Source organism: Rhizobium sp. 01T444 (assembly GCF_056398305.1).
Window position 1 is genome coordinate 9,997 of record NZ_JBFTPD010000043.1, and the last position, 23,950, is coordinate 33,946.

General features: G+C 57.4%; 19 protein-coding genes. 3 read left to right on the forward strand and 16 right to left on the reverse strand.

The window, feature by feature from the left end; all coding sequences use genetic code 11:
• Nucleotides 1–28: 28 nt before the first annotated feature.
• Nucleotides 29–2,110, reverse strand: coding sequence for a penicillin-binding protein 1C (gene pbpC / locus AC1DTN_RS34060; RefSeq protein ID WP_477924499.1), 2,082 nt, complete (start codon nucleotides 2,108–2,110; stop codon nucleotides 29–31).
• Complete coding sequence (locus AC1DTN_RS34065) at nucleotides 2,107–7,587, reverse strand: alpha-2-macroglobulin family protein (RefSeq protein WP_477924501.1); 5,481 nt, start codon at nucleotides 7,585–7,587, stop codon at nucleotides 2,107–2,109. The genes pbpC and AC1DTN_RS34065 overlap by 4 nt, the downstream gene beginning before the upstream one ends.
• 203 nt (nucleotides 7,588–7,790) lie before the next feature.
• On the opposite strand from AC1DTN_RS34065, the gene msrA reads away from it, so the two are divergent.
• The 3 genes from msrA (at nucleotide 7,791) to AC1DTN_RS34080 (ending at nucleotide 10,191) form a co-directional block, all read left to right on the forward strand.
• Nucleotides 7,791–8,501 (forward strand): peptide-methionine (S)-S-oxide reductase MsrA, encoded by a 711-nt coding sequence (gene msrA / locus AC1DTN_RS34070; protein ID WP_113321209.1) that lies wholly within the window; start codon nucleotides 7,791–7,793, stop codon nucleotides 8,499–8,501.
• A gap of 227 nt (nucleotides 8,502–8,728) precedes the next feature.
• Nucleotides 8,729–9,169 (forward strand): response regulator, encoded by a 441-nt coding sequence (locus AC1DTN_RS34075; RefSeq protein ID WP_113321210.1) that lies wholly within the window; start codon nucleotides 8,729–8,731, stop codon nucleotides 9,167–9,169.
• 215 nt (nucleotides 9,170–9,384) lie between these two features.
• Complete coding sequence (locus tag AC1DTN_RS34080; RefSeq protein ID WP_113321211.1) at nucleotides 9,385–10,191, forward strand: GumC domain-containing protein; 807 nt, start codon at nucleotides 9,385–9,387, stop codon at nucleotides 10,189–10,191.
• Between the two features lie 52 nt (nucleotides 10,192–10,243).
• On the opposite strand, the gene AC1DTN_RS34085 is transcribed toward AC1DTN_RS34080, so the two are convergent.
• Genes AC1DTN_RS34085 through AC1DTN_RS34150 form a run of 14 tightly spaced genes read right to left on the reverse strand, consistent with a single transcriptional unit; the run spans nucleotide 10,244 to nucleotide 23,931 of the window.
• On the reverse strand, nucleotides 10,244–11,038 hold the full coding sequence (locus tag AC1DTN_RS34085) for a glycosyltransferase family 2 protein (RefSeq protein ID WP_113321212.1): 795 nt from the start codon (nucleotides 11,036–11,038) through the stop codon (nucleotides 10,244–10,246).
• Between the two features lie 58 nt (nucleotides 11,039–11,096).
• Nucleotides 11,097–12,269, reverse strand: a complete 1,173-nt coding sequence (locus tag AC1DTN_RS34090; RefSeq protein ID WP_113321213.1) for a glycosyltransferase family 4 protein — start codon at nucleotides 12,267–12,269, stop codon at nucleotides 11,097–11,099.
• Entirely contained in the window at nucleotides 12,266–13,216 is a 951-nt protein-coding gene (locus tag AC1DTN_RS34095; RefSeq protein ID WP_477924504.1) for an NAD-dependent epimerase/dehydratase family protein, read from the reverse strand. Before AC1DTN_RS34095 ends, AC1DTN_RS34090 begins: the two co-directional genes overlap by 4 nt.
• Before the next feature lie 6 nt (nucleotides 13,217–13,222).
• Nucleotides 13,223–14,077 carry a class I SAM-dependent methyltransferase gene (locus tag AC1DTN_RS34100; RefSeq protein WP_113321273.1) on the reverse strand — a complete coding sequence of 285 codons (855 nt, stop codon included), beginning with the start codon at nucleotides 14,075–14,077 and terminating at the stop codon, nucleotides 13,223–13,225.
• Between the two features lie 2 nt (nucleotides 14,078–14,079).
• Nucleotides 14,080–14,667 (reverse strand): acyltransferase, encoded by a 588-nt coding sequence (locus AC1DTN_RS34105; RefSeq protein WP_477924507.1) that lies wholly within the window; start codon nucleotides 14,665–14,667, stop codon nucleotides 14,080–14,082.
• A complete protein-coding gene (locus AC1DTN_RS34110; protein WP_113321216.1) occupies nucleotides 14,664–15,755 on the reverse strand; it encodes a glycosyltransferase family protein in 1,092 nt (363 codons plus the stop codon). The genes AC1DTN_RS34105 and AC1DTN_RS34110 overlap by 4 nt, the downstream gene beginning before the upstream one ends.
• A 5-nt stretch (nucleotides 15,756–15,760) precedes the next feature.
• On the reverse strand, nucleotides 15,761–17,122 hold the full coding sequence (locus tag AC1DTN_RS34115; RefSeq protein WP_477924509.1) for an oligosaccharide repeat unit polymerase: 1,362 nt from the start codon (nucleotides 17,120–17,122) through the stop codon (nucleotides 15,761–15,763).
• Complete coding sequence (locus tag AC1DTN_RS34120) at nucleotides 17,112–18,275, reverse strand: N-acetyl sugar amidotransferase (protein WP_113321218.1); 1,164 nt, start codon at nucleotides 18,273–18,275, stop codon at nucleotides 17,112–17,114. Before AC1DTN_RS34120 ends, AC1DTN_RS34115 begins: the two co-directional genes overlap by 11 nt.
• Nucleotides 18,268–19,026, reverse strand: a complete 759-nt coding sequence (locus AC1DTN_RS34125) for a HisA/HisF-related TIM barrel protein (RefSeq protein WP_477924511.1) — start codon at nucleotides 19,024–19,026, stop codon at nucleotides 18,268–18,270. Before AC1DTN_RS34125 ends, AC1DTN_RS34120 begins: the two co-directional genes overlap by 8 nt.
• Nucleotides 19,026–19,625, reverse strand: a complete 600-nt coding sequence (hisH, locus tag AC1DTN_RS34130; protein ID WP_477924513.1) for an imidazole glycerol phosphate synthase subunit HisH — start codon at nucleotides 19,623–19,625, stop codon at nucleotides 19,026–19,028. Before hisH ends, AC1DTN_RS34125 begins: the two co-directional genes overlap by 1 nt.
• Nucleotides 19,626–19,660: 35 nt before the next feature.
• Nucleotides 19,661–21,232 carry a lipopolysaccharide biosynthesis protein gene (locus AC1DTN_RS34135; protein ID WP_477924515.1) on the reverse strand — a complete coding sequence of 524 codons (1,572 nt, stop codon included), beginning with the start codon at nucleotides 21,230–21,232 and terminating at the stop codon, nucleotides 19,661–19,663.
• On the reverse strand, nucleotides 21,229–22,332 hold the full coding sequence (locus tag AC1DTN_RS34140; protein WP_113321222.1) for a DegT/DnrJ/EryC1/StrS family aminotransferase: 1,104 nt from the start codon (nucleotides 22,330–22,332) through the stop codon (nucleotides 21,229–21,231). Before AC1DTN_RS34140 ends, AC1DTN_RS34135 begins: the two co-directional genes overlap by 4 nt.
• 46 nt (nucleotides 22,333–22,378) lie before the next feature.
• Complete coding sequence (locus tag AC1DTN_RS34145; RefSeq protein ID WP_113321223.1) at nucleotides 22,379–22,870, reverse strand: acyltransferase; 492 nt, start codon at nucleotides 22,868–22,870, stop codon at nucleotides 22,379–22,381.
• Nucleotides 22,867–23,931: a Gfo/Idh/MocA family protein gene (locus AC1DTN_RS34150; protein ID WP_477924518.1), complete on the reverse strand. Its 1,065-nt coding sequence runs from the start codon at nucleotides 23,929–23,931 to the stop codon at nucleotides 22,867–22,869. The genes AC1DTN_RS34145 and AC1DTN_RS34150 overlap by 4 nt, the downstream gene beginning before the upstream one ends.
• Nucleotides 23,932–23,950 lie beyond the last annotated feature (19 nt).

Genomic DNA, 23,950 nt, shown 5'->3' on the forward strand with positions numbered 1-23,950 from the left:
GAACGCTTCAATCTGGCCAGGTAAGGCTCTAGTCGACGAAGACGCCGACGCTTGCCGCCCGGCCCATGGAATCGATAACCGTCAGCTTGGAATAACCCCCGCCATCAGGCATCCAGCTTTGCGTGCGCCGGCGGGAAAGATCCGGCAGCGGCTTGCCGTTGGCAAGCCAGCGGAAAGGCGCGCGGCCGCCCTGCAGTTTTAGCATCAGCGGCGAAAGATCGCCCGCCTTTGCCCCAAGATCGACATGGGCGCCCTCCGGGGGATAGACGATCTGGGGCGACGGCTCGCGGCCGGACGCGACGAGCAGCCCGTTGGCATTGACGGCAAATCGCCTCTGGCTGATCGGCAGCTCGGTCTGGGCGATGCGCACGGCGCCTGCCGGCGGACGCGGCAGCGGCGTGGTGGCGATGCCGGATTTCGCAAGCGCCTCGAAAAGGATGGGGGCGGCCGTGCCATATCCCGTCAAACCGGGTACGGCGCTGTTATCGGGCCGTCCGACCCACACACCAAGCACATAGCGCCCATCATAACCGACCGACCAGGCATCGCGATAGCCGTAGCTCGTGCCGGTCTTGTAGGCGATGCCGCGTTGCGGCGCGCCGGCCGGCGGTATGACGCCCGAGAGTATGTCGGCGACATTCCAGACCGCGACCGGCTCCAGCAGGGGCTCGCCTTCGATCTTGCCCGGCGCATTCGTTACACCGTCACCGATCCTTACCGGCTGGCCGCGATTGGCAAGCGCTGTATAGAGCTGCACGAGATCCTTCAGCGTGATGCCGACGCCGCCAAGGCCGATCGCCAGGCCCGGCGTCTCGTTTGGCGGCAAAACGGGGCGCACCTCGGCGCGGCGGAAACGTACCATAAGGCGAGACGGGCCGACCGCATCGAGCAGCTTGACGGCCGGCACGTTGAGGGAGAGCTGCAAGGCCTCGCGCACTGTCACGTCGCCCTGGTAGCTCATGTCGAAATTGCGCGGCCGGTAGCCGAAGAAATCGGCCGGCCGGTCCTCGATGATGGTCTCCTGGCTGACCAGTCCCTGCTCGAAGGCAAGGCCATAGATGAAGGGTTTGAGCGTAGAGCCGGGCGATCGGTTGATACGCGTCATGTCGATCCAGCCGGAGCGGCTTGCATCGAAATAATCAGCGGAACCCACCTYGCCGACGATCTCGCCGGTCTCGGCGTCCGCCATCACCATGGCGAGCGACAGTTTTGGTCCGAGCTTCATCGTCGCGGCACGCGCGACGGATTCGAGACCCGTCTGGACCTGTTTCTTCAGCGTCGTCTGATACTGGATCGCTTTCGGATCCTTGCGCAGGGCGGCTTCCGCGACATGGGCGGCAAGGGCTGGAAGCTGCAGCCTGCGGGCGGGAATGGCGAGACCCTCGGCGCGCTCGGCCTCGCCATCGCCGACCACCTCGGCCACGGCGATACGGTCGAGCACCCGCTTGCGCGCCGCTTCCGCAGCTTTCAGGTTCCGGTCCGGGCGGCGCTTTTCGGGCAATTGCGGCAGCGCGACGAGCAGGGCGGCTTCGGCCACCGTCAGCCGCTTCGGCTCCTTGCCGAAATAGGCAAGGCTTGCGGCGCGCACGCCTTCCAGATTGCCGCCATAGGGCGCATGGGTGAGATAGAGATCGAGGATTTCACCCTTCGAAAGCCGCCGCTCGATCTGCACGGCGCGCATGATCTGCAGGAGCTTTGCCGAAAACGACCGGCTTTCGCGCGGCTCGATCAGCCTTGCCACCTGCATGGAGAGCGTCGAGGCGCCAGACACGATTCGGCCGTTGCTGACAAATTGCAGTGCCGCGCGCCCGAGCGCCCAGACATCGATGCCGGAATGCTCGTAGAAACGCCGATCCTCGTAGGCGACCAGCATGCGAGTGAACTGCGGATCGACGTCGGAAACGCCGGTCTTCAGCCGCCAGCGCCCCTCCGGTGTGGCAAAGGCGCGCAGCAACTGCCCGTCGGAATCCAGCACTTCGGGCGAGACGGCTTCTGCTTGCTCCAGCGGCGGCGGATAAGCACGGTCGGCGGCATCGAGCGCGAAAAGACCTGCGCCGGCAATGATGATGCCGGCCGCTGTCCCGATCGCAAACTTTTGCCACCGCCTCATTGTCGAGCCGCAACGACCTCCATCTTGCCGGTCGCCGTCCGCGCAGACATATCGGGACGGTACATGTCCTCGACTGTCGCTGCCGGATGATCGTAGACGCCAGGTGTTACGGCGCGCACGACATAGGCGACGTTGAAGTCACGCGCTGAACTTTCGTCGCGGTTGAAGGCGGCGACGAAGCGGTCGTAGCGGAATTCCGTATGGGCGGCGGACATCTCGCCAACCCAGTCGAAATTCGTCATCTGGGCGCTGTCGACAAGGTTCGGATTGTCGATCTCGAAGCCGGCCGGCAGGAGATCGGTGATGACGATGCGCGAGGCCCAGTCGTTCTGCTCGGTAACATGCAGCACCACGACGTAGCGCTCGTTCTGCTGCGCCTCGCTGACATTCGCCTCCTCGCCATCAAGCGTGTAATAGGTCCGCTCGATGGTAAAGCCGTTGCCGCCGGCCGGCAGCGGCTTGACAGGGGCGGCGACCGTGGTGACGACAGCCGAGACCGTGTCGCTCGTGGCACTCGTCAATGTCAGCGGATGGTCGATCAGCGCATCGCCGGTCATCTTCGCCATATAGGCGCCGGTCCGCTCAGCGCCGTTGACGTTGACCTTCAGATCGTCGTCGCCGTTCTGCAGGGCACGCGCCGCCAGCAGCATCCAGGCCTGTTCCTGGGTGCTTGTATATTTGCTGCGATCCCATTCCCGCGCGACCGCCTTGGCAAGTTCCGGAATGACGGGCGGAACCGGCCGGCTTTCGGCGGCGAGCGCCAGGATCGCCGCGCCATCGCGCAGCACCGAGCCATAGTCCGTGCGCGAGAAATTCACGCGGGTCACCATCGACTGTTTCGACATTTGGAGCGCATCGACGAAAATGTTCTTCGAGCGCGTTGCATCGCCATAGAGCGCCAGTGCTGCAGCGATATGGGCCTTGGCAAGCGGCGTCGGGAAGTCGTTGATCATCGTGTCGGCATAGTAACGCAGGTCGCTGACGGCAGCCTTCTTGTTGCGGGCAAGCACATAGAGGGCGTAGGCGATCTCATCACCCTTGCCTTTCACATCCGTCGTGTAGGAGAGCGAGTTCTGCAGGTTTTCCAGCGCCTGGACGAGCGCGCGATCCGGCACATCGTACTTCTGCTCGCGCGCCCTCGTCAGGAAATCCGTGACATAAGAATCGAGCCAGAGATCGCCGGAATCCGGTCCCCACAGACCGAAGCTTCCCGCATAGGCCTGGTAGGACAGCACACGGTAGATCGCATCCTGCACGCGCTTGTGGATGTCGTCATCCGTTTCATCCATACCGGCCTGCTTGGCGACCTCGGCCAGATAGAGCAGTGGCAGCGCGCGGCTCGTCGTCTGTTCGGCGCAGCCGAACGGATAGCGGTCGAGCGTCATCAGCAGAGCGGGAATGTCGAAAGCGGCCGAGCGTGTGACGTTGACGGCGATCGAAGCCCCCGGCAACACGCTGTCGGCCAAGAGGTTCTTGTCGACCGTCAGGCTCTTGCCGGGTGCAAGCGCAATGACGCGCCGTTCTGTAATCGGTAGCGAGGACGGCCGCACCGGCACATCGACCACCTGGTCGAGCGAAAGCCCCTGATCATTCGACAGGTTGATCGCCACGCTGCCATCGCCCGGCTCGCCGCCGACAAGCGTCAGCGTCAGATCGGATTTGGCGCCGGCCTCAAGTTTCAGCGTCTGCTCGGCAGGCCCGTCGATGCTGAGCGCGCTGTTGCCGGTGAGCGTCAACTTGTAGTCGCCGGTCGGCGCATCGGTATTGGCGATGTCGAGCCGCAGATTGGCCTTGTCCCCGGGTGCCAGGAATTTCGGCAGGCTTGCGGTGACGACGACAGGATCGCGGATGATGACGTCTTTGGCGCTGTGACCAACGCCGGTTTTCGTCCAGGCCAGTGCCATCACTCGGGCGGTCCCGTTGAATTGCGGAATGTCGAAGCTGACTTTCGCCTTGCCTTCGGCATCGAGCTTTACCGGACCGGAGAAGAAGGCAACAAGCTTCTGCGTCGGCGGGCTTGCCTGCAGCGCGATTGCGCCGCCATCGCCGCCTGTGCGCAGCTTGCCGGTCGCGCCCAGCGAACCGTCGATCAGGCGGCCGTAAAGGTCGCGGATTTCGAGGCCGAGCTGGCGCTGGCCGAAATACCAGTCCTCAGGGTTCGGCGGCTCGTAGCGGGTCAGGTTCAGGATGCCCACATCGACGGCGGCAACCGTAATATAGGCTTCCTCATTCGCGCCGGCGCCTGTGACCTGCAGTGCGATATCAAGCGGTCCGCGCGGCAGCATTTTTTCCGGCGGTTCGATCTTGACTTGAAGTGCACGCTCAGCGGGATCGACCTTCAGCCATTTGATGCCGATCGAGCGGGCGGGCATATGGGTGTCGAGCGAATCGCCCGGCCGGAAGAGGGTGGCAGTCACATAGGCGCCGGCACCCCAGTCGGCAGTGACGGGAATATCGACCTCGCCACCGGTTTCGCCCATGGTGGCGTTCTCAACGGCAATCAGGTTTTCTGTGCCGGCCGTGATCATCAGCTCGCCGCCATAACGCGACGTGACCTTCAGCTTGGCCGTCTCGCCGACATGATAGCTGTCCTTGTCGAGAGCGATTTCGAGACCGTCGGGCGTTTCCGTCGAAGTCGAGGCGACGAACCAGCCGGCATCGAACTCGACGCTGGAGGTCGGACCTTCGGCGTCAGGGCTTTCGACCTCGAGCCGGTAACGGCCCCAGTTGACCGGTGCCTGGATCTTGCCGCCATTTTGAGCCGTCGCATCCACCGAGCCGGAGGCGACCTCTTCGGGTGTATAGGTGGGTTCATATTTCCAGGCTGTGCCTTCGCGATACCACTGATAGTCGCGGCGCAGCTTGTAGAATTTCCAGCGCAGGCCCTTCATCTCCTGCTTCTGGCCCTGGGTATCGAGGCCGATGACCGTGAAATTCGCCAGCGCATTCTCCGGCAGGTCGCCGTCGAATTCCGGCTTGATGCCGATGGCGGTCGCGTCGGTCTTGACCGGGATCTCCAGCGAGCGCTCGATGGCCCGGCCGCCCGGCTCCTGCATGCGCAGATAGACGGTGGCCTTCAGGAGCTGGGTCGTGGCCGGCAGTTCGCCGATCGTCAGATCCGTCGAGGCCTCGCCGTTCTCGTCGAGCGCCGGCAGTCCATCGATCGGCTGGCGCGAATCCTCGCTCGCCTCTTCGTCGGCAAGGCCGAACTGATAGCCGGGATAGGCGGCATTTTCGCGGGTCGGCTTGACGACGACGTCGCCCTCAATCGTCAGGCCCGCCGCTGGCGCGCCATAGAGATATTTGCCGGAAATATTGATCGTCGCGGCCGTATCCGTGCCGATCTCCTTGGAGTCGGTCTTGATCTCCATGTCAGTGCGGTCAGGCACGAAATCGTCGACGAGGAAGGTCTTGGTGGCGATCGACGAGCCCTTCGGGTCGGTATAGACGTTCATCGTCCAGGTGCCGCGCATGGCGTTTTCCTGCGTTTGCAGGTCCACCACATAGCCACCGAGATTGCTCGTCTGGCTGACGATGCGTCGGTCTTCCACACCGTCCGGCCGTGAGAAGATGAAGGTCAGCGGCAGGTTTTCGATCGCCTTGCCGTCGGTATCGCGGGCAAGGGCTGCGGCATGGACGATTTCGCCGGCGCGGTAGATGCCGCGTTCGGTCCAAGGCAGGATGTCGATTGCGCCCGGCGCGGCGCGTCCGGTCACGCCACGGTCGGAAAGATCGAAGCCGGCGCGCGTCATGTCGAGGAAGACATAGTCGGACGTGCCGTTTTTGGCGCTGATGACGGCCGGCGTGAGTGCTGCGGTGCCGCGCATCAGACCGGCCGTGAAGGTGGCGCGGCCGTTCGCGTCTGTCGTGGCAGTGCCGAGCACTTCATTGTTCTTGGCAAGAAGCTGCAATTCGACGCCGGCCATCGGCTTGGCAGACGCAAGCGAGCGGGCAAAGACGTTCAGCCCGTCGGTGCCGGCATAGGTGGTGATGCCGATATCGGAGACGAGGAACCATTGTGTGGCCTGCGAATCCCAGTCCTGCGCGGGGCCGGTCGATGGGGTTGCGACCATCACATAGATGCCGGGCTTGCGCTCGGGCAGCGCCTCGTCGACCGGGAAGCTGGTGACGATATCCTTGTTGAGTTCGTTGGCGATCTCGATCGAACCCTGCCAGACGAGCTCGCCGCTCTGGTCCTGGATATTCTGGGCGCTGTAGCCGTCGAGCTGCGTCAGGAATTGCGAGCCGGTCAGCAGAGGTGCTATGCCGCGATCGCCGATCCGGTAGAGCTTCAGATTGGCAGAGGCCATATTGACGGAAACGATCGGGATGCCCCGGCGCGCCGTCGACGGCAGCACGAAGCTGTCGCCCGTGAAACGCACCATCTGGCTGCGGTCCTTGATATAGACGTCGATCGTGACCGGCGCTTCCAGAACCTCGTCGACCGAGGAGGGCAGGCCGGTGCGGAAGCCGATCTTGTAGGTCTCGCCGTGAGTGAGGCCCTCGACGCAGATCTGCTTGTCCTTGGCTTCCAGGGCCTTGGGAGCAGCGCCGTTCAGCGTCACGAAGGGCGCATAGTCGACCGTCTTGACCAGCGCCTCGGAGAAGGTGACGCAGGCGCGCGGTGTGGCGCTATCGGCATCGACCGTATGTTCGGTGATGCGGAAGCCCTGCGTCTCTTTGAGCCGCAGGTAGTCCGCCTGCACATCCTTGGCGCTGACGAGCGCAAGGCTTGCCTTGTAGCTATTCAGCGCATCGCGATAGTTGGCATTCTTTTCCAGGACCTTGGCAAGCACGGCCAGCGCATCGGCGCGCTTGTTGGTGGTGCGCGTCAACTGGTAGCCGTTCAGCGCGTCGATCACCGCCTGACCGAAGACGCCGCTGTCAGGCGCCCCGAGCGAGGTGGCGGCACGCGCCGTCTCGATCCAGAGGTCGCCATCATCAGGCGTGATCGAGAGGGCACCATGGAAGGCCTTCAGCGCATCGGAAAGATTGCCCCCGGTGAGATCCAGGCGCGCGCTTGCCGTCAGGCTGTCGACGCCCTGGTCCTGCTGGTCGTCGGCAAGCGCCAGATCGTTGCGGAAATTGCGAGCCTGCTGGACAAGATCGTCGGAGAGGAAGGGCAGGCGGGGAGCAGCGCCGATATCCGGCTCTTTCGGGACGCTCGCAGCCGTCGTTTCGACGATCCTGCCGGCAATCGCGCCGGGGGCGGCATTCATCGTCTTGAAGTCGGATTTCAGGAAGCACCACTTCACCTTGGGATTATAGGTGAAGGCCTTACAGCTCTTGTCGCCGATGCAGGCCGCCTTGCACTGATCGAGCGAGAGATTCTGCTCGGTTCGCAGGTCGAAGCCGAAATAGTCGGCGTCCTTGACGGTGACGATGTCCCGCTTGGCGTCGGCGGCAAAAGCCGACGGGCCTGCAAAAATCATAGATGCGACGATGATGGAAAAAGCGAAGAACGAGCGCACAGACATTGGTTCCCCCCGGATGCTGGCTCTGAGCCGGGCGGCACTGTCCCCACTCTCCAGAGAATTGTCAACTCGCCTTCCCGCCTGTTCCGGTTTCGCACATTCGCTTTCGTGCAATCGTCACATCGGTGTGAGTGAACAGCTTGTGATTTGCGGCTTTTTCGTCGATCGGCGAGGATTTCGCCATGTCGTTCCCGGAGGTAGCCCCCATGCCCATATCCACATCAGGCAAGGTCCTTGCCGCGCTTTTTGCAACCGCCACTCTTTCGCTCGGCCTTGGTTCCGTTGCCACCCAAGCGGCGGAAGATGCCGTCGTCATTCCAGCCCCTGCCATCGACGAGGCGGGTAAGTCCGGCACGGAGACGGCCGTCTTCGCCGGTGGCTGTTTCTGGGGCGTCCAGGGCGTCTTCCAGCATGTGAAGGGCGTCAAGAGCGCCATTTCCGGCTATGCCGGCGGCGAAGCGGCAACCGCCCAGTACGAAACGGTGAGCGCCGGTACGACGGGCCATGCCGAATCCGTCGAGGTGACCTTCGATCCGAAAGAGGTCAGCTACGGCAAGCTCCTGCAGGTCTTCTTCTCTGTCGCGCACAACCCGACGCAGCTCAATTTCCAGGGACCGGACCAAGGCACCCAATACCGCTCGGCACTTTTCATCTCAGACCCGGAACAGCGCAAGGTCGCCGAAGCCTATATCGCCCAGCTCGACAAGGCGCATGTCTTCAAACAGCCGATCGTCACCAAGGTCACCGACTATACCGGCTTCTACCCGGCCGAGCAGTATCACCAGGACTTTTTGACGCTGAACCCGACCTACCCCTATATCGTCTATAACGACCTGCCAAAGATCGAAAACCTGAAGCAAATCTTCCCGGCCGATTACAGCAAGGATCCGGTTCTGGTGCTGAAGGCCAAGGGCTGAGAAGCCTCCGAAATCAGAATTTCAGAAGGCGGCACAAGTAGCCGCCTTTTTACGACCTGCAAAGGCTTTTAAGAATTTATCAATATTAACAAAAGTTTAATTGTGAAATGCTGCGTTTCATGCCGGAACATATCGTCGCATCGCCCGTTTAAGCTGCGAGCCTCGTCGAAGCGATCTCTCTTCAACGAAGCGGAGTCTCCTGAAGTAAAGTGTAAAGGGGATCTGTCATGGCCACGAATGTCATGCGTAGCTGTCAACGGGAACATCTCATGGAACAGCGAGTGCTGATTGTCGAAGACGAACTTCTGATCGCCCTCGATCTTGAAATGACGATCGAGAACATGGGCGTGCATGTCGCAGGCCTCGCAGCGGATCGTGAGGGGGCCTTCAGGCTCGCCCCACTCGCCGACATTGCCTTCGTCGATGTCAACCTCTCCGACGGTGCAACCGGCCCGGAGATCGGCCGACAGCTCGCGGAAGACCATGGTATCTCCGTCGTCTTTATGACCGCCAATCCGGAAGTGGTTGCAGACGGCGTGCGCGGCGCCCTCGGCGTGGTGCAAAAACCGGTCATGCCGCGGGTAGTGGAACAGCTCGTGAAATATGTCGCCGCCCGCCGCGTCGGCATGCTAGCGGTTGTGCCACCGCAGATGATGGTGTTCGCTTAGTTCTCTCTGAGCTGACTCAACAGTGACAGTTTGAATATTCGCTCTCTGACCTTGAATTCTCGTTTTGCGCGACCTTCACGACAACCTCTACCGCCATCGCGCGGATGTTCTGATCATTGACTTAGGGGCGAGGATACGCTTGAAGCGGTTTGATGACGACCTTCGAACGAGTGGCAGTTCGTTCAGGTTCCGGTTTGTGAACGTCGGGAGCGACCATGTCTGAGAAGCGGTTTGATGAAGAAATAAATCTCTTCGTTTTGGCTTCCTTCCTCAAGAAAAATGCTCTCGTGATTGGTGCATGCGCGGTCATCGGCCTCATCGGGGCAAGTGTTCTTACCACCAAGGCGCCGGCGGTTTTCGAAGCATCCGCACAACTCGTTCTTGCGAAAATCGGGCGGCCTGGCCCTGATGGAACTGTACTGGTAGCTCCGGCGGAGCCGCGGGATCGTTTTATGTTTCGGATGCGTTCGCCAGCTGCATTCGACTTGAAGCTCGTTCAGAGCTGTTCTGAAGGAGGGACTGCCACACGCGAGCAACTGGCACGAAGCGTACGAATTATAGCCCCGACAACGCCTGATGATGTGATCTCGATATCTTTCAGCGCATCTACGTCGGAATTCGCGGAGCGATGTGTAACGTCCGTTGTGCAGCTAATTCAAGAGCAGCAATCGCTCTTGGCCTCGCAGAGCGATGACGGCATCAAGGCAGAAATTGCTGCCAGCGAAAATCAACTCGCAGACAATCTGAAATTGATTGAGTCGTCGCAGGGGTCGGACTGGCAGAAAGCGATTTATTTGGCCACGCGGGATGATTCCAATTTTCTTCGCCAGAAAATTATGAACCTTAATTCGCGGCTACAGCTAAATGAGCCTGCGAAGCTTTTATCACCAGTCTATGCGTCGCCGTCCCCAGTGTCGTCAAATAGCCTGAAGCGAATTCTCGTCGGGTTGATCGGCGGTTTTGCTGTTGGGGTCTTCGCAGCAATTGCAAAGACCTGGTACAACTCCCGACGCACAAATTAAGCTCGAATCTTTGCTAACCTGAATTAATAGCCGCCGCACTTCGTTCGATGAGCTATTTGACCTTTGGCGCCGTGGAAACGTGGAATTTCCCACGAGCAAACTGCAGACCTCGTGAAAGAAATTTTCCGCTCAAAAACCGAAATAGACGTGCGTTCAGGCCGTGGCTGCGAAGCGCACGAAGGATTTCCTTATTCTGGTTCACGATATTGGTAAGGCTGCGATTGGTTGTGCCTCCCATACGCATCTTGACCATCACTCCTGGTACGTACCGGACACGGATTCGATGGCGTTCCAGGAACCGCATCATCAACTCGACATCGGCGGCGATGCGGTAACCGAGATCAAATGAACCAAATCGCTCATAAACACTGCGGCGTACGAAGAAAGTCGGATGAGGGGGAGCCCATCCTCTTTCGAACGCGGTCGGCACGAAGGGTGACGAACGCCAGTGGCGGACCACAGTTTGGGGATCGTTTTGCTTGACGTAGCAGAGGTCGCCGTAACATGCTTCAAGCTGTGGGTCGTCTTTGAATGTCTTGGCCACCTTTGCCAACGTACCTGGCAGGTAGAAATCGTCCCCGTTGATAAAGCCGATGATATCTCCTGTCGCCAACGCGATACCTTTATTCATCGCATCATAGATTCCGGCGTCCTTTTCGGAGATAAGCTTGCTGATGATCTCCTTGCGTTCTTTGATCCTGTCAAGCGTCCGATCCTTCGAGAGACCGTCTATAACGATATATTCCAGATTGGCGTAATCCTGGGCGGCAACAGACTCGATGGTATCGGCAATTGTATCTTCATTGTTGAAGACGACAGTAATGACGGAAATCTTCGGCTCACTCATTTGCGTTCTCTTATGGCGACCGAAACTGAAACACCACACGTGCTCGGTCGTTGCTCTGTTATTGCACTTGGTTGCAAGTATGGCGAACAAGCGAGGTGAAGTCAGAAACGAAGCGGAGAACTCGTTCGCTGGACATAGTCTGTGCCGAATCACCGCTTGTAGCGATCGTTGCAGGGGTATGCGGGAAAACAGAGACCAAGGCATCTGCAAGCGAATGTGCATCGTAACGGTTGAAATACGTTGCTGCTTCGCCCGCCTGCTCTCGATTCACATTGAGATCTGACAGGATCAGGGGAACACCCCACGATAGAGCCTCTTCCACCGTGGTACTCCACCCCTCGAATAGCGAGGGATTTAGCAGCCCCACGCTCGCAATGCCGAGTGGTGCGAGATCCTGATACGGGATCAACCCGAGCAAACGAAAATTCTGCTCAAGCCCAACTTCTTCGATGGCTGCCTTCAGGCTTGGAAAATATGTGGGATCACGTGGATCCGATTGATTGCCACTCGCCGCGATCGTGATCCCGTATCCCCGCTCACGGAGGATTTTCAGCGCCTCAAGCACGAGAAGATGGTTCTTATGCTTCCAGAATTGATTGGGCAGGAAGACGTAGTGCTCCGGTAGCCGGTACTTGTCGGCAATTGCCCGCGCCACGCTATAGTCGATCTTGCCTTTTGGCGGCACGGCAAAGCGAACGACATGCGTACGACCTCGAGCTGCGGGATAGAAGTGTTCACAAGACCGTTTGGAATCTTCGCTGCTCAGCATGATTGAGCGATGAGCCATAATCTGGAGCCGAAATCCGATGTCACGTTTCCAGTAGCCAAACCTGCTGAAAAGATGCGGCAGATAACGATGCTGGAAATCCGGAAACCACGCAATGGCAGGTAGGCCGAGCCTGAAGCCAAAAAATTGCGCCACTTCAAAGACCACATCGATCTGGTGTTTGTTGAACACCGCGCGGATGCTTCTATCCGTACCGGTTGCAAGACTGAGTATTAGCGACCGAAGGCTTCGAGATCTGTTGAACAACGGATGGCGGATGACCCTTACGCCGTCCAGGCTTGCAAATGGCGCTACCTCGTCTTCCTCAACATCGGTTCCGAAGAAAACGACGGGACAAATCTCGTCCTTTCGGTAACGGGTTAAAAGCGTGACGAGGTTCAGCAAATAATTGTAACCGCCGGTCCAGTTACGACCGCCGATCATGGTAAAGCCGATTCTGATCATCTTGCTGTGCCAGCCTCCGACCGAAACCAGCCGACATATGCGGAAAGCCGGTCCTTTAAATCGCTGCGCAGATCAAAGCCGAGGGATTTGAGCCGTGTCGAATCCGCGACCAGGCTTTGAGGATCGCCCTTTCTCGCCTCGCCGGAAAAAACGATACTCGGACGAGAGGGCTGTTTCTCGAACCATGCGTCCACAACCATCTCGACAATGGAGCGAACGCTCGTGCCGCTGCCTGTGCCGACATTGATGACCCTACGAGACTGGTCGGCTTGTGCCTCAATCAGCGATAGCGCACGCACGACATCCGCGACATCGATCCAGTCTCGAAGTTCAGCACCGCCACCGCCGAGACTGAGGCGGTCCGGATTTCTCTCAAGTTGAGAACAGACGTCCCACAGTAGTTGCTTACGCAACCCTTGTCCATAAACCGAAAAGAGACGAGCGATCGCGACCTTCAATCCATATGTATCGCAATAGGACTGACATAGAGATTCCATTATATTTTTGTGATGGCCGTAGGGGGAAAACGGGTTCGTAGCCGCTGTTTCCGAGATTGGACCTTCGTAATTGGCGCCGTAAACCGCAGCGCTCGAAACAGCCACCAGTCGGCACTCAGGCGCTTCCAGTCGCAGCCACTCGAGGAGCTCCGCCGTCGAATTTACTGTGCGATGGAAATCCTCGCGGGGATTTGCAATCGCGACACCGACCGAAGAGCCACCAGCGAGATGGTACACCACATCCGGCGTGCCGGACTGTCGTTGCATCAACCGAAGATTGAGGCCATCAATTTCTCCATTGTGCCAAAGCGTCAGCCCCCAGCGTTCCGCGTGGAGAGGAGGCCAGATACCATGCCCAAGACCAAGCACGACATGCCCGTTTTCCGAGAGATGCCGCGCCAGATATCTGCCGATAAAACCGTGAGCGCCAGTGATGAGGATTCGAGCCATTCTTCTCTATCTGGGCCTCGTGGCAATGAAGGAGTACAGCCGTCCGGGTCGGTTGTCGAACACCCGTGCAATACGTGACAGAACGGTCCACACCGGGTCGAAACGCAAGATTGCGGAAGCAGCACCGCCGACGAGTGGCAGCTTGGCTCCGATACGCGCGCCGAGTTCCCTTTTTAGTTCATTCCTGGTGTACGGAGCAAAATTTATTTCGCTTTCGAGGGGCGCCAAGACTTTGTCCATACCAAACCCGGCAGAAACGATAGCATTTTCGTAGTCTGTCAGAAGGAAAGCATTCTCTCCACCGTACAACTTGTGAAGAGGATGCTGGTCCAGAAAAACCGGAAGATCGTTTTTCGAGGAAATGACGTGTTCTCTTATGGCGATCAGGCGACCGCCCGGCTTCAGGACACGAAAGAACTCCCGGCAGGCGGCTGCCAAATCCGATGTATGGTGTAAGACGGCTCTTGCGAAAACGACATCAAACGCCTGGTCGGGAAACGGCAATTTCTCAGAGAACTCTTCCACCGCTTGAATAGGCAGCTTTGTTTCCTCCGCGAGATGTTTTATCGCTCCGGAACCTACGAGGTTGCTTTTGTCGGGCTCAAGGGCAGTGACATTGAAGCCTTCCTTGGCCAGAGCATAGCTCGCGATACCTCGTCCTGCGCCGATATCGACGGCGCTGCCCCGCTGATCAGGAAGATACTTGCGGATGGCTTCCCACTCGTCGCTTCGCCAATAGCGGTCGGCCGCTTTCGAAAGAGGGTCGTCGTAATAGGCATCGATAACAAGCTTCTGCTGGTCGGGTTGTTCCCGGAGCCATTGTACAGCCTGCTCCCATGTATCCAGATGCTGCGATGTCATCATCAATCCTGAGTTAAGACTGCTTCCGGCGCTATGTGGCGAATGATCCGAGCCGGATTACCTGCGACAACCGTGTAGGGTGCTACATCACGCGTTACAACGGCTTGCGCACCAATAACCGCACCTTCGCCGACTGTCACGCCCTTCAAGATACTGGCGCCAAAGCCGATCCACACTTTGTCTTGGATCACAACTGGCTTAATCGCGACGCCGGACCAATCCTTCCGACCTATACCCCAGTCCCGAACATCGGTCTTTCTCAGTTCCCAATCCAGCGAGTGAGAGTCGTGGTCTACGATCGTTACGCCCCAGGAGATGATGACATCATTTCCAATTTCGATGCCTGAATGGCAAACCAGATGGCTTGATCCCACGTAACATCGGTCGCCAATCGAAATGTGCCCATTCGGGTCGTCGAAACTGATAATGCAGTTTATGATGCAGTCTCGACCAATTCGGGTGTTACCACCTCGTATGGAGCGCAAGGCCAACCAGCGAACCCTGCTCCGCGGCCCCACAACGAACCGACTTCTGTTCCGCACCAGAATGCCAGCAAGCAGATTAGCTAGTGCCGATGGATTGAGCTTCATGCGATCTCGACCAGTCGATTGAACTGTTGCCATTGAGCATCTTTGTTATAGAGCGTCCTGATCATACTGTGGCCCCTGGCCGCAACTGTTTGTAGTTGACGGCGGTCAGCAAGTAGGTCGTGGATGATCGATACCGCAGCTTGAGCGCTATCATAAGTTAACATGGTTTCGCCATCCACCATCCCCGGCGGGTAGTTCCCGGCGTCGGATACCATGGCTGCACCACAACCAAGTGCTTCCCAGCAGCGCATATTACCTCGGTCGGGGCCAGCCATGTCGACAGCACCGTTCAATACGATTTTTGCCTGTGAGATGGCGCTATACAGGTCGCGTCCAAAAACAGCTGGCTGGGAAACTGCTCGGATGCTCTTGGGCCGTTTGTGCTCACGTAGAGGCAGGAGCCATCCTATCGGGCTTTCCGCGAGGCGGGTGAGGCGGGATCGGTCGAGGTGATATACAACCCGAACTCCCGTGCCGAGCTCAGAGACCGCCTCCAGGATTTCGGCGCGCTTGCGATGGTGGCGACTGTAACCTCCAACAAATAAAACATCCACTGGCCGGTTGCTATTGGCGGCATAGTTATCCATTGCAGGGTCATGTGCCGGCGCAAAATACTCCGCATGCCATCCATGCTTGCGGTAACTTTCTAAAATGATTGGAAAGTTGCAAACGATAAGATCATACGCTCCGAAGTCGACATTACCGGATGGAGCCGCCCTCCACATGATGGACTTGCGAACACTACCCGGCAGCTTTCGTAAAAACTCGCTGCCGTAGCGCATCGGATCCATGTTGTAAAAAATCTCGGTTCGGTGATGCTCTATTTGACTAAGCAGGATCTCTTCCATGCTGGTTGAACTTGGAAGACCATTCTCTGCAGCCCAATATTTTTGAAGCTTTTCATCGTCGCCATTCGTGAAAAAGACGTCAGGCGCCAGTTCGGCGGGAGGCTTGAGGATGTGACATGCCCCATAAGAGTCGTCCAGAAAGACCTGCAATCGCTTCCGGAACTCTATTTCCTGGTTTGCAAGGCGATTGAGGCGCGGCAAATAGGATGCATATACGCCGGAGTTCTGGAAAATACGCATGTCGTCTATGCCTGCTTCAGGCTGGCCATGCTGTCGACACTGCCTGGATACTGGTTGATCGGGCGCCATTTGAAAGCGCAGGACATTGCTACGGTCAATGGTACGACCAAGATCAATCCGCCCGTGACCATTGCCGTCTGCAATGCGGTGGATAGCATGATGAAGACGCCCGAATGGCCGAGCGCCAGACCGGAAATGGTCGCTGCCGTCTTACCTCGCTTTACGATCAGCTCGGTATCGAGCCATCTCACGAAAAAGCCCGCCATAAGTGAGAGTGCAAGGACCCCAGCCCAGGAAAAATCTGCCCAGGCATCGGCAATGAACATCGCGGTTGTCGTCGAGCCCATCACTCCGCGATGCACTGCGCCAACAAGCAGATAGGTGGGCGGAGTTGACTCTGATTGCAGGATATTGGCCAACCAGCTGAACTGACGACCCCAACTATGCGGAAGCACGCTTGGAATTGCTGCGAAATATTYCAACAGGCTTTCATTGACGATCATGAAGACACGGTAGAAGAGGAAATCGAGCGTTTCTCCGAAACCGCTGACTTCTCGAATGGCGATTGCCGTCATCGCTCCGAACAGCACAACACAAACGGCGCTAAAACCGAGAGCCGCGCCGAGGCGAACCTGAAGTGATCGCCGGAGATATTCGATCACCATCAATTGCAAGATGAAAATCGCCAGCGGTGCCTTGCTCAACGTCGCTGCCTTTTCGAAAAGCACGACGGCAATAAACGCCCAGGCCAAGGGTCGGAGCCAGATGGACCTCTCCCTCAAGGCGACGAAACAGCAAAATGCCAGAAACGGGAACAGATTGGAGTTAAAGAGGTTCAATAGATAAAACCGGCTGCCCCCGAATTCACGGCGCATCGCTATCTTTTCGAGTTCACTCGCATCTGTGTGAAAAAAGGTTAGCACATGCGGCACGCTGTTCTCGCTGAGGATAAAAAATCCGAGAACCAGCACGCCGATGGTAGCTATGATCTCAAGCCTCTCGGAGAAGCCTCTAGAAACCCGTACAGCTTGCAGGTTCCAATTGCTAATGGCGTCGCGCATTTGCTGACGGCTGATCCCCAAAACTTTATCGGAGAGAGCTATTCCAATACATACGGAACAAAACGATAGAGCTAAAGCGAGATCCAGAGTGGGAATGACCTCTCCGCCAGGTGCGGYAGAAAGGATCTTTTCGAAAAATAACGTCTTCGGTCCCCAGACGCGTKTGTAATAGAGATAAAGCGGACCATGCAGAACAAGCATCAATCCAAGCAGCAGCGAGGAGAGGGTAAAGTTGACTCCGATGCGTCGGATATAGAACCCCGCCGCCAGAAGGACCGCGATCGAGAAGACCAGGCTAGTCCACATTTGCTGCCTTTGCGGTCACGTGACGACGGACTGGCACTAGTTTTCGAACCCAGCGTCGCAACTGCATGAGTGCTTTGTGCAGCATCATACCGTTGGGATAATCAGTATGAGGAACTGGCGGCGCCAGGATGTAGGACTGAAGTTGTTGTTCGGTCAATCCCAGCTTTTTGGCGACGAACTTGGTTTCCCTGCGCGCATCTCTTTCGAGTATGATTGGCTTTGAGATCTCTGCCAGGGCGCTATCGCGTGTCAACTGTCCTGCTACGATCAGGCTCGACAAATGCAGCCTCCTTTTATCGAAGTGGAACTTTGCCGGCAGGTATATGTCCTGATAAAACTTCGTGAAACGAGACTCGCTGTGCTTGCTTCCGTAGTCGCGCCAGCCGTATTCTCGGCGAAGCTCGTCCTGTGCCTTCTCCTTGTCGTAATCGAAATAGTTTAGCGGGCGATGAATTGTCAGTTGCTTCTGTACCCGCGTCATCCAGATATATTCCGGAAAGCTCATGAAGGGGTAGGTAGCGAGCGTCATGGAGCCGAAGCGTTGCTGAATGGCGCGTGCATGTGTTCCGTCGACGGATGGATAGCCGAAGCCGGGAGGAACAACAGATTCAGAAGCGAAGTTGACGCCGCTTAAAAAGTGCCGAATGCCGAATTTTGCTGCGGTTCTATAGAGTGTCGAAAAAAACGCATGATCCTGCGGGATGTCCTGATTGAGTACGGACGCTTTCAGGAATGAAACTTGAAGATCTCGCATTTCCTGCCACTCGACAACATAGGTATAAAGGTCGAGATCGAGTTTCCGCACCAGTCTTTCTATGTTGTGGACCGCAGGCTCGGAATTCCAACCTCCATCGACATGAACAGCGAGCAAGCGTAGGCCGTGCTTCCGGCCCGCAAGGTGTGCGAGGAAGGCACTGTCAATGCCGCCGCTAAGCCCCACCATTGCATCGTAGGGCTTATCTTTGCCTTCCTGCTTCAGCATGGCGACAAGTCGCTGCATTCGTACTTCGCCCTCGGGTCCGGGCCACCATTCATGCGATTTTCTGGTGAGCGCATCGCGGCAGCAATTGCACTGTCCGTTGGCGTCGAATTCGATTGCCGGATTGGAGTCATCCATAATACAGAAAGAACATATCCTTTGCGCTTTACGCATGGGCGTCACGCTCCATTCCTCCAAGCATTTCTGGATCGGGATAATTTACCAGAACCGCACGCAACCGGCCGACAAAGGTGAATGTGCTTCCTGATGCCGCAGCCGATGCACCCGCACGCAGTCCTTCGGTCAGGTGATCGTACGTCCCTGCACCGCCGAGAGCGATGACCGGAATGGTTAACTTGCTCGCGACCGACTTGATGAGTTCGAGATCATAACCAGATCGTTCTCCATCCAGAGTTGCGGACTGAAGGATGACTTCTCCAACACCTAGATCCTGAAGCCGGAGACAGAACTCTACCGGATCTTGCGGTCCATCGGCATCCTTCTGTATGCACTTTGCCGCGGAACCTCGCCCTTTCACGTCAACGCAGGCAACGAGTGCTTGGCTTCCCATATCCGCGGCAATCGCCTTCAGCAGCTGTGCGTCGTGAGCTCCAGTCCCGAGCACGAATTTTTCGACGCCGAAGCGATTGAGTTCTTCGCATTCCCGCGGCTTGGTTATCCCGCCTCCATAGGCCAACGGCATGAAGCATTCGGTCGCCAGCTCGCGCAAGAAACCAAGATCTGGTCCACGGTGGTTCTTGGAGGCGTCGATATCGAGGATGCAAATCTCATCCACCTCCTTCTCGTTGAAAAGCCGCACGACATTGAAGGGATCGCCGACATAAGTCCGAGCTCCGAATTCAACGGTTTTGACGAGCCGATGTTTTTCGTCGACCAGCAGAACAGGGATAAGCCTTTTTCTCATCAAATCTTCCCGAAGGCCTCAAGCACGCGCATGCCGAAGCGGTGGCTCTTTTCCGGGTGGAACTGCACCCCGCTTACATTTCCGGAGTTCACGGCGCAGCAGATTTCGCTACCGTAATCGATTGTCGCCGCCACGTCCTGAGGGTTGTCGCATTGCACATAATAGCCATGATCGAAATAAAAGCGCTCGCCATGTACTGCCGAACCGAAAAGGGCGCTTATGCGTGCCGGCTTCACCTCAAGCCAGCCGATATGCGGCACCTTAAGGGGGGATTCAGGCGGCAAGGTGATCCTAAGTACATCCGCCGCGACCCAGCCCAAGCCGGCCTGACCACCTTCGTCGCTTCTGCGCGCCAGCAACTGCATGCCAAGGCAGATGCCAAGAACGGGAATTTGCCGCTTCAACGCGGCTTCGTTGAGCGGTTCAATCAGTCCCTTGTTTTGCAGGGTCAGCATGGCTTTGTCGAACGCGCCGACGCCTGGAAGAATGAGCTTGGAGGCGTTTCTGATCTTGTCCGGATCGCTGCTTGTTTCGGCATCGATCCCGAGATAGTCCGCCATATTGATGATCGCACCAATATTACCGACACCGTAGTCCACTACAGTGATCACTCAAAGCCCTCTCTTATGTTTCGTCAGGCGAACCGGCCGAAATACCGATCTACGATTGTGCTTCTAACGGAGCTATAAATTCTGGACAAGATAATACGTCCGGTTTTTGACGACATGGCGGTAAGTACCATCGCCATTCCCACAATGCCGAAAAACAGGATGTAGGCGAGGCCGAGCAGGAACCAGTTGTCGATCCACTGGAATTGGACTTGATAGAAAACGAGCGAGAGCACGGAACCAGCAACAGTTGGGCCAATGGTGCTCGCAAACATCTGCTCACCGCTGAACGCCGCAAAGAAGCGGCGGCGGATCACCACGAGCGTGAGGCCGAATCGGATGATGGTTGCAGCCAACAGGCCACTGCCTGCAGCGACGGGGCCGAAATATCCTATGAAAACAATCGAGAAGATGACTGTCATTATAGAATATGCCAGCGAGACCATCGTCACGGTCGCATTTTTCCCCATGCTGGCGGCATAGTAGAAAAACACGTTGTAGCTGCAGCCGATCAAGCCTCCGAGGATGAGAACCTGTAGCAGATGGCCGGCCGCCTCGGCCGTTTCCGTCCCGACCCAAAGCGTCAGCAGGGGTCTTGAGAGAATTGCGATCGGCGATAACATGATTGCGCCGAATGCCGCATTGACCCATGACGAGCTGAGGAAAAAATCAAATCGTTCGGACTCGCTGCTCGCGGACATGCTGCCGAAGCGCGGAAAAAGCACCTCGCATGCACGTATGGTCGCAATGTAACCGGCCTCCTGCACGCGATTGCAGATATTATATTGTCCGACCACTGCGGCAGGTGCCAGGGACGCAAGCACGTACCTATCCATCTGATTGCCGAAAATACCTGCAAGTTGCGATAGCCCTTGCCATTTCCCGAAATGCAGCAGGGCGTTTAGTTCGTCTCCGACCTTTGGGCCTGCATGTTCGCCGCGGCGCAGGATATGGCGTGTGACAAGGAGCCATCCTGCCGCAGACAGGATGAGGCTTCCGGCGAAGCCGGACAGATAGCCATTCAGCGTTGGGATAGACCAAGTACATCCCAACGTGACGAAAACCGTGACAAAAGAACTCCAGGCGGAAGCCTTGGCAACATTCTTGAAATTTTGTCGCCCGACGGAAATGGCCTGCAGCACCAGTGAAAACTGCTGGGCAAAAATGCCCGCTGCAGTGATCAAGAATGGAACTGTGAAGTTTTGGGCGCCGGCACCCTCGTTGTTTACGAGGCTTCTCATGATCCATGGTCCGGCTAGCACCAGGGCTATACATCCGATCGCCGAAGCGATCAGACAAATCTTCAATGCAACGACTGCGACGTGAAATGCGGCGCTATATTCCCCGCGTCCTGTTCTCGTCGATGTCTCGCGGACTGTTGCCTGGCCGAGGACGGTGCCGATGAGCGTGAGTGGTGCGGTGATTGCAATTACAATGCCTGCATTGCCGAAATCATGCAGTCCGATCCAGCGAACGACAAAAGGCACTGTGGCCAAATTCGCAATAAGCGTGAAGACGAAAGCCGCTAGATTCCAGCTGGAGTTACCGAGGAGGCTTGAACGTGCTTCTCCCCGGTCGCCGGATTGCGGCTTGCTCACGCAACAAATCCCCTGATGGTGTCGGCCACGTAAGCGAGCTGATCTTCGGTCATCTCGGGGAATATCGGAATCGATAGGATCCGCGATTGATTATGGAAGGCATTAGGAAAGTCTTCCGCATGATGGCCCAGATGTTCATAAGCGGCGAGAAAGGGCAGCGCGACCGGATAGTTTATGACTGTCTGTACGCCATGTTCGTTCAGGTGAGCGGCGAGGGCGTCGCGACGTTCATGCTTGACGACGAAAAGGTGGTAGACATGCGTCCTGCCGGGCGCAGTCTCCGGCAGTTCCAGCCCGCCGACATTGCCGAGCGCCGCGGCATAGCGCGCCGCAACCTCTTGCCGCTTCGCGGTCCATTCGGCCAGGCGAGGAAGCTTGACCGACAGAATAGCCGCCTGCAATCCGTCGAGCCGGCTATTGATGCCTTCGATCCGGTGCTCACCCTTTGTCAGACCACCGTGACGGGCAAACATCGCCATTTTGTCGGCGAGGGATTTGTCCTTGCAGGTGATGGCTCCGGCATCCCCCATGGCGCCGAGGTTTTTCCCCGGATAGAACGAATAGGAGGCCGCGTCCCCGAAGCTTCCGACCATCTGTCCGTCAACTTCCGCCAGATGCGCTTGAGCGCAATCTTCGATAACCCAAAGGCCATGCTTGCGGGCAATCGCCATGATCGCACGCATGTCGGCCGGGTGACCATAAAGGTGGACAGGGATGATGCCGACGGTGCGCGAGGTAACCTTTTCTTCGAGTTTGGCGGCGTCGATCGTGAAGGTCGTGGCATCCGTGTCACAAAAGACGACCTTGCCGCCAGCTTGGGTAATCGTCTCGCTGGTGGAAATCCAGGAATGCGCAGTTGTAATGATTTCGTCGCCCGGCTTTACGCCCAGCGCATGCATGGCGATGTAAAGCGAATCCGTTCCATTTGCGCAGGAAACGCAATGTGCGGCGCCAACAGCAGCAGCAAATTCTTCCTCGAACTTCTGAACGAAGGGGCCTCGGATGAAGGCCGAGGATTTGATGACCGCAGCAATAGCAGCATCGATCTCGTCCTTTATCGAAAGATACTGCAGATGAAGATCGGCGAAGGGGACTTTCATGATGTCGCTCTCGATATGTCGATTGATGTTGATGCGTCCGCTTAGTTCAATTCTCGGCAGATCCCGAGCCCGCGGTGCGTATGAACCGCGCTGGGTTACCTGCGTAGATGCCCGAAACTTCGATATCACGGGTCACAACCGCTCCGGCGCCGATGACCACATCGTCACAAATGGTTACCGGCAGGATTGTGGCATTCGATCCGATGGATACTCGATTTCCGATGCGTGTCTTCTTCCAGAGCGTCCGGTTTCCTCTTGCGGGCCCTCCGTTGGAGAAAAGATCGTTGATGAACATCACACCATGGCCGACAAAGCAGTCTTCGCCGATCTCAACGAGCTCACAGATGAAGCTATGTGACTGTACTTTGGTACGGGCACCGATCTGAACGCCCTTCTGGATCTCGACGAAGGGGCCGACGAAACAGTCATCCGACAGGGTACATTCATAGACATTGGCGGGTTCCACGATCTTTACGCGATCGCCGCAGGTTACATCCCGGACCTGCGCCTTCCAGAGTGTTGGCGAAGGACCCGTCACGAGGATCGGCTTCCTAGTTTGGAATGCTTGACCTCCAGAGGGAGGCTGACTTCCTGTTGGGACGCAATCGATTCATAGAGCGCCATGATGAGCTCCAGGCTCTGACGGCCCTCGTGACCATCGACAAGAGCCTTGGTGTTATTCCTCAGGCAATCAACGACATGCTCGTAATATGCCTGATGGCCGAAGCCATAGACATTCGGCGGATTGACCGAATACTTTTCCATGACCTCGGCATCGGCCGCATGATTGTCACCGAATTGCCAGGTCCTGATCTTGTTGACCGCAAAACCAGCAATTTCCACTGACCCGCCGGCGCCAAGGATCGAGATCGAGCCCTCGATATCCTTGGGGCGTGTCGCGGAGGTCGCCTCAATAATCCCCAGGGCACCGTTGCGGAATTTCAGCGTCGCGACGGCGGTATCCTCGGCCTCGATATTGACAAGGGCTGTGGTGGCACGGGCATATACGCTCTCCACTTCGCCCATAAACCAGGCCAGCATATCGATATGATGGCTTGCCTGATTGGCCAGAACACCTCCGTCATAAGCCCAGGTTCCACGCCAACTGTCCTGATCGTAGTAGCTCTGGTCGCGGCACCAGCGGACCCGGACGGTGCCAAGGACGAGCTTGCCGAAACGGCCGCCATCCAGTGCCTCGCGGGCCTTGACGACTGGGACATTGAAGCGGTTTTGCTTGACGACGAACAGGCGTACGCCATTGTCGTCGCATGCCTTTATCATGGCCTCCGCATCCGTGAGGGTCAGTGCCATCGGCTTCTCGACGACGATATGTCGCTTATACTTTGCCAACGCGATCACGTGCTCTGCATGCATGCCGCTCGGTGTTAACACCGAGACAACGTCAATCTGCACGTTCTGCAACATTTCATCAAAAGACTGGTAATAAGGCACGCCGAAACGTTCGCCGAATTCCTTTGCCTTTTCGAGGTCGACATCGCAAACCGCAGCCAATCTTGCGCCTTCAATCTGCGAGAGGCCAAGCAGCTCTGAATGTCTTTTCGCGATACGCCCGCAACCGACAATAGCAAAATTTATCACGATCTCTTTCCTGCTGATG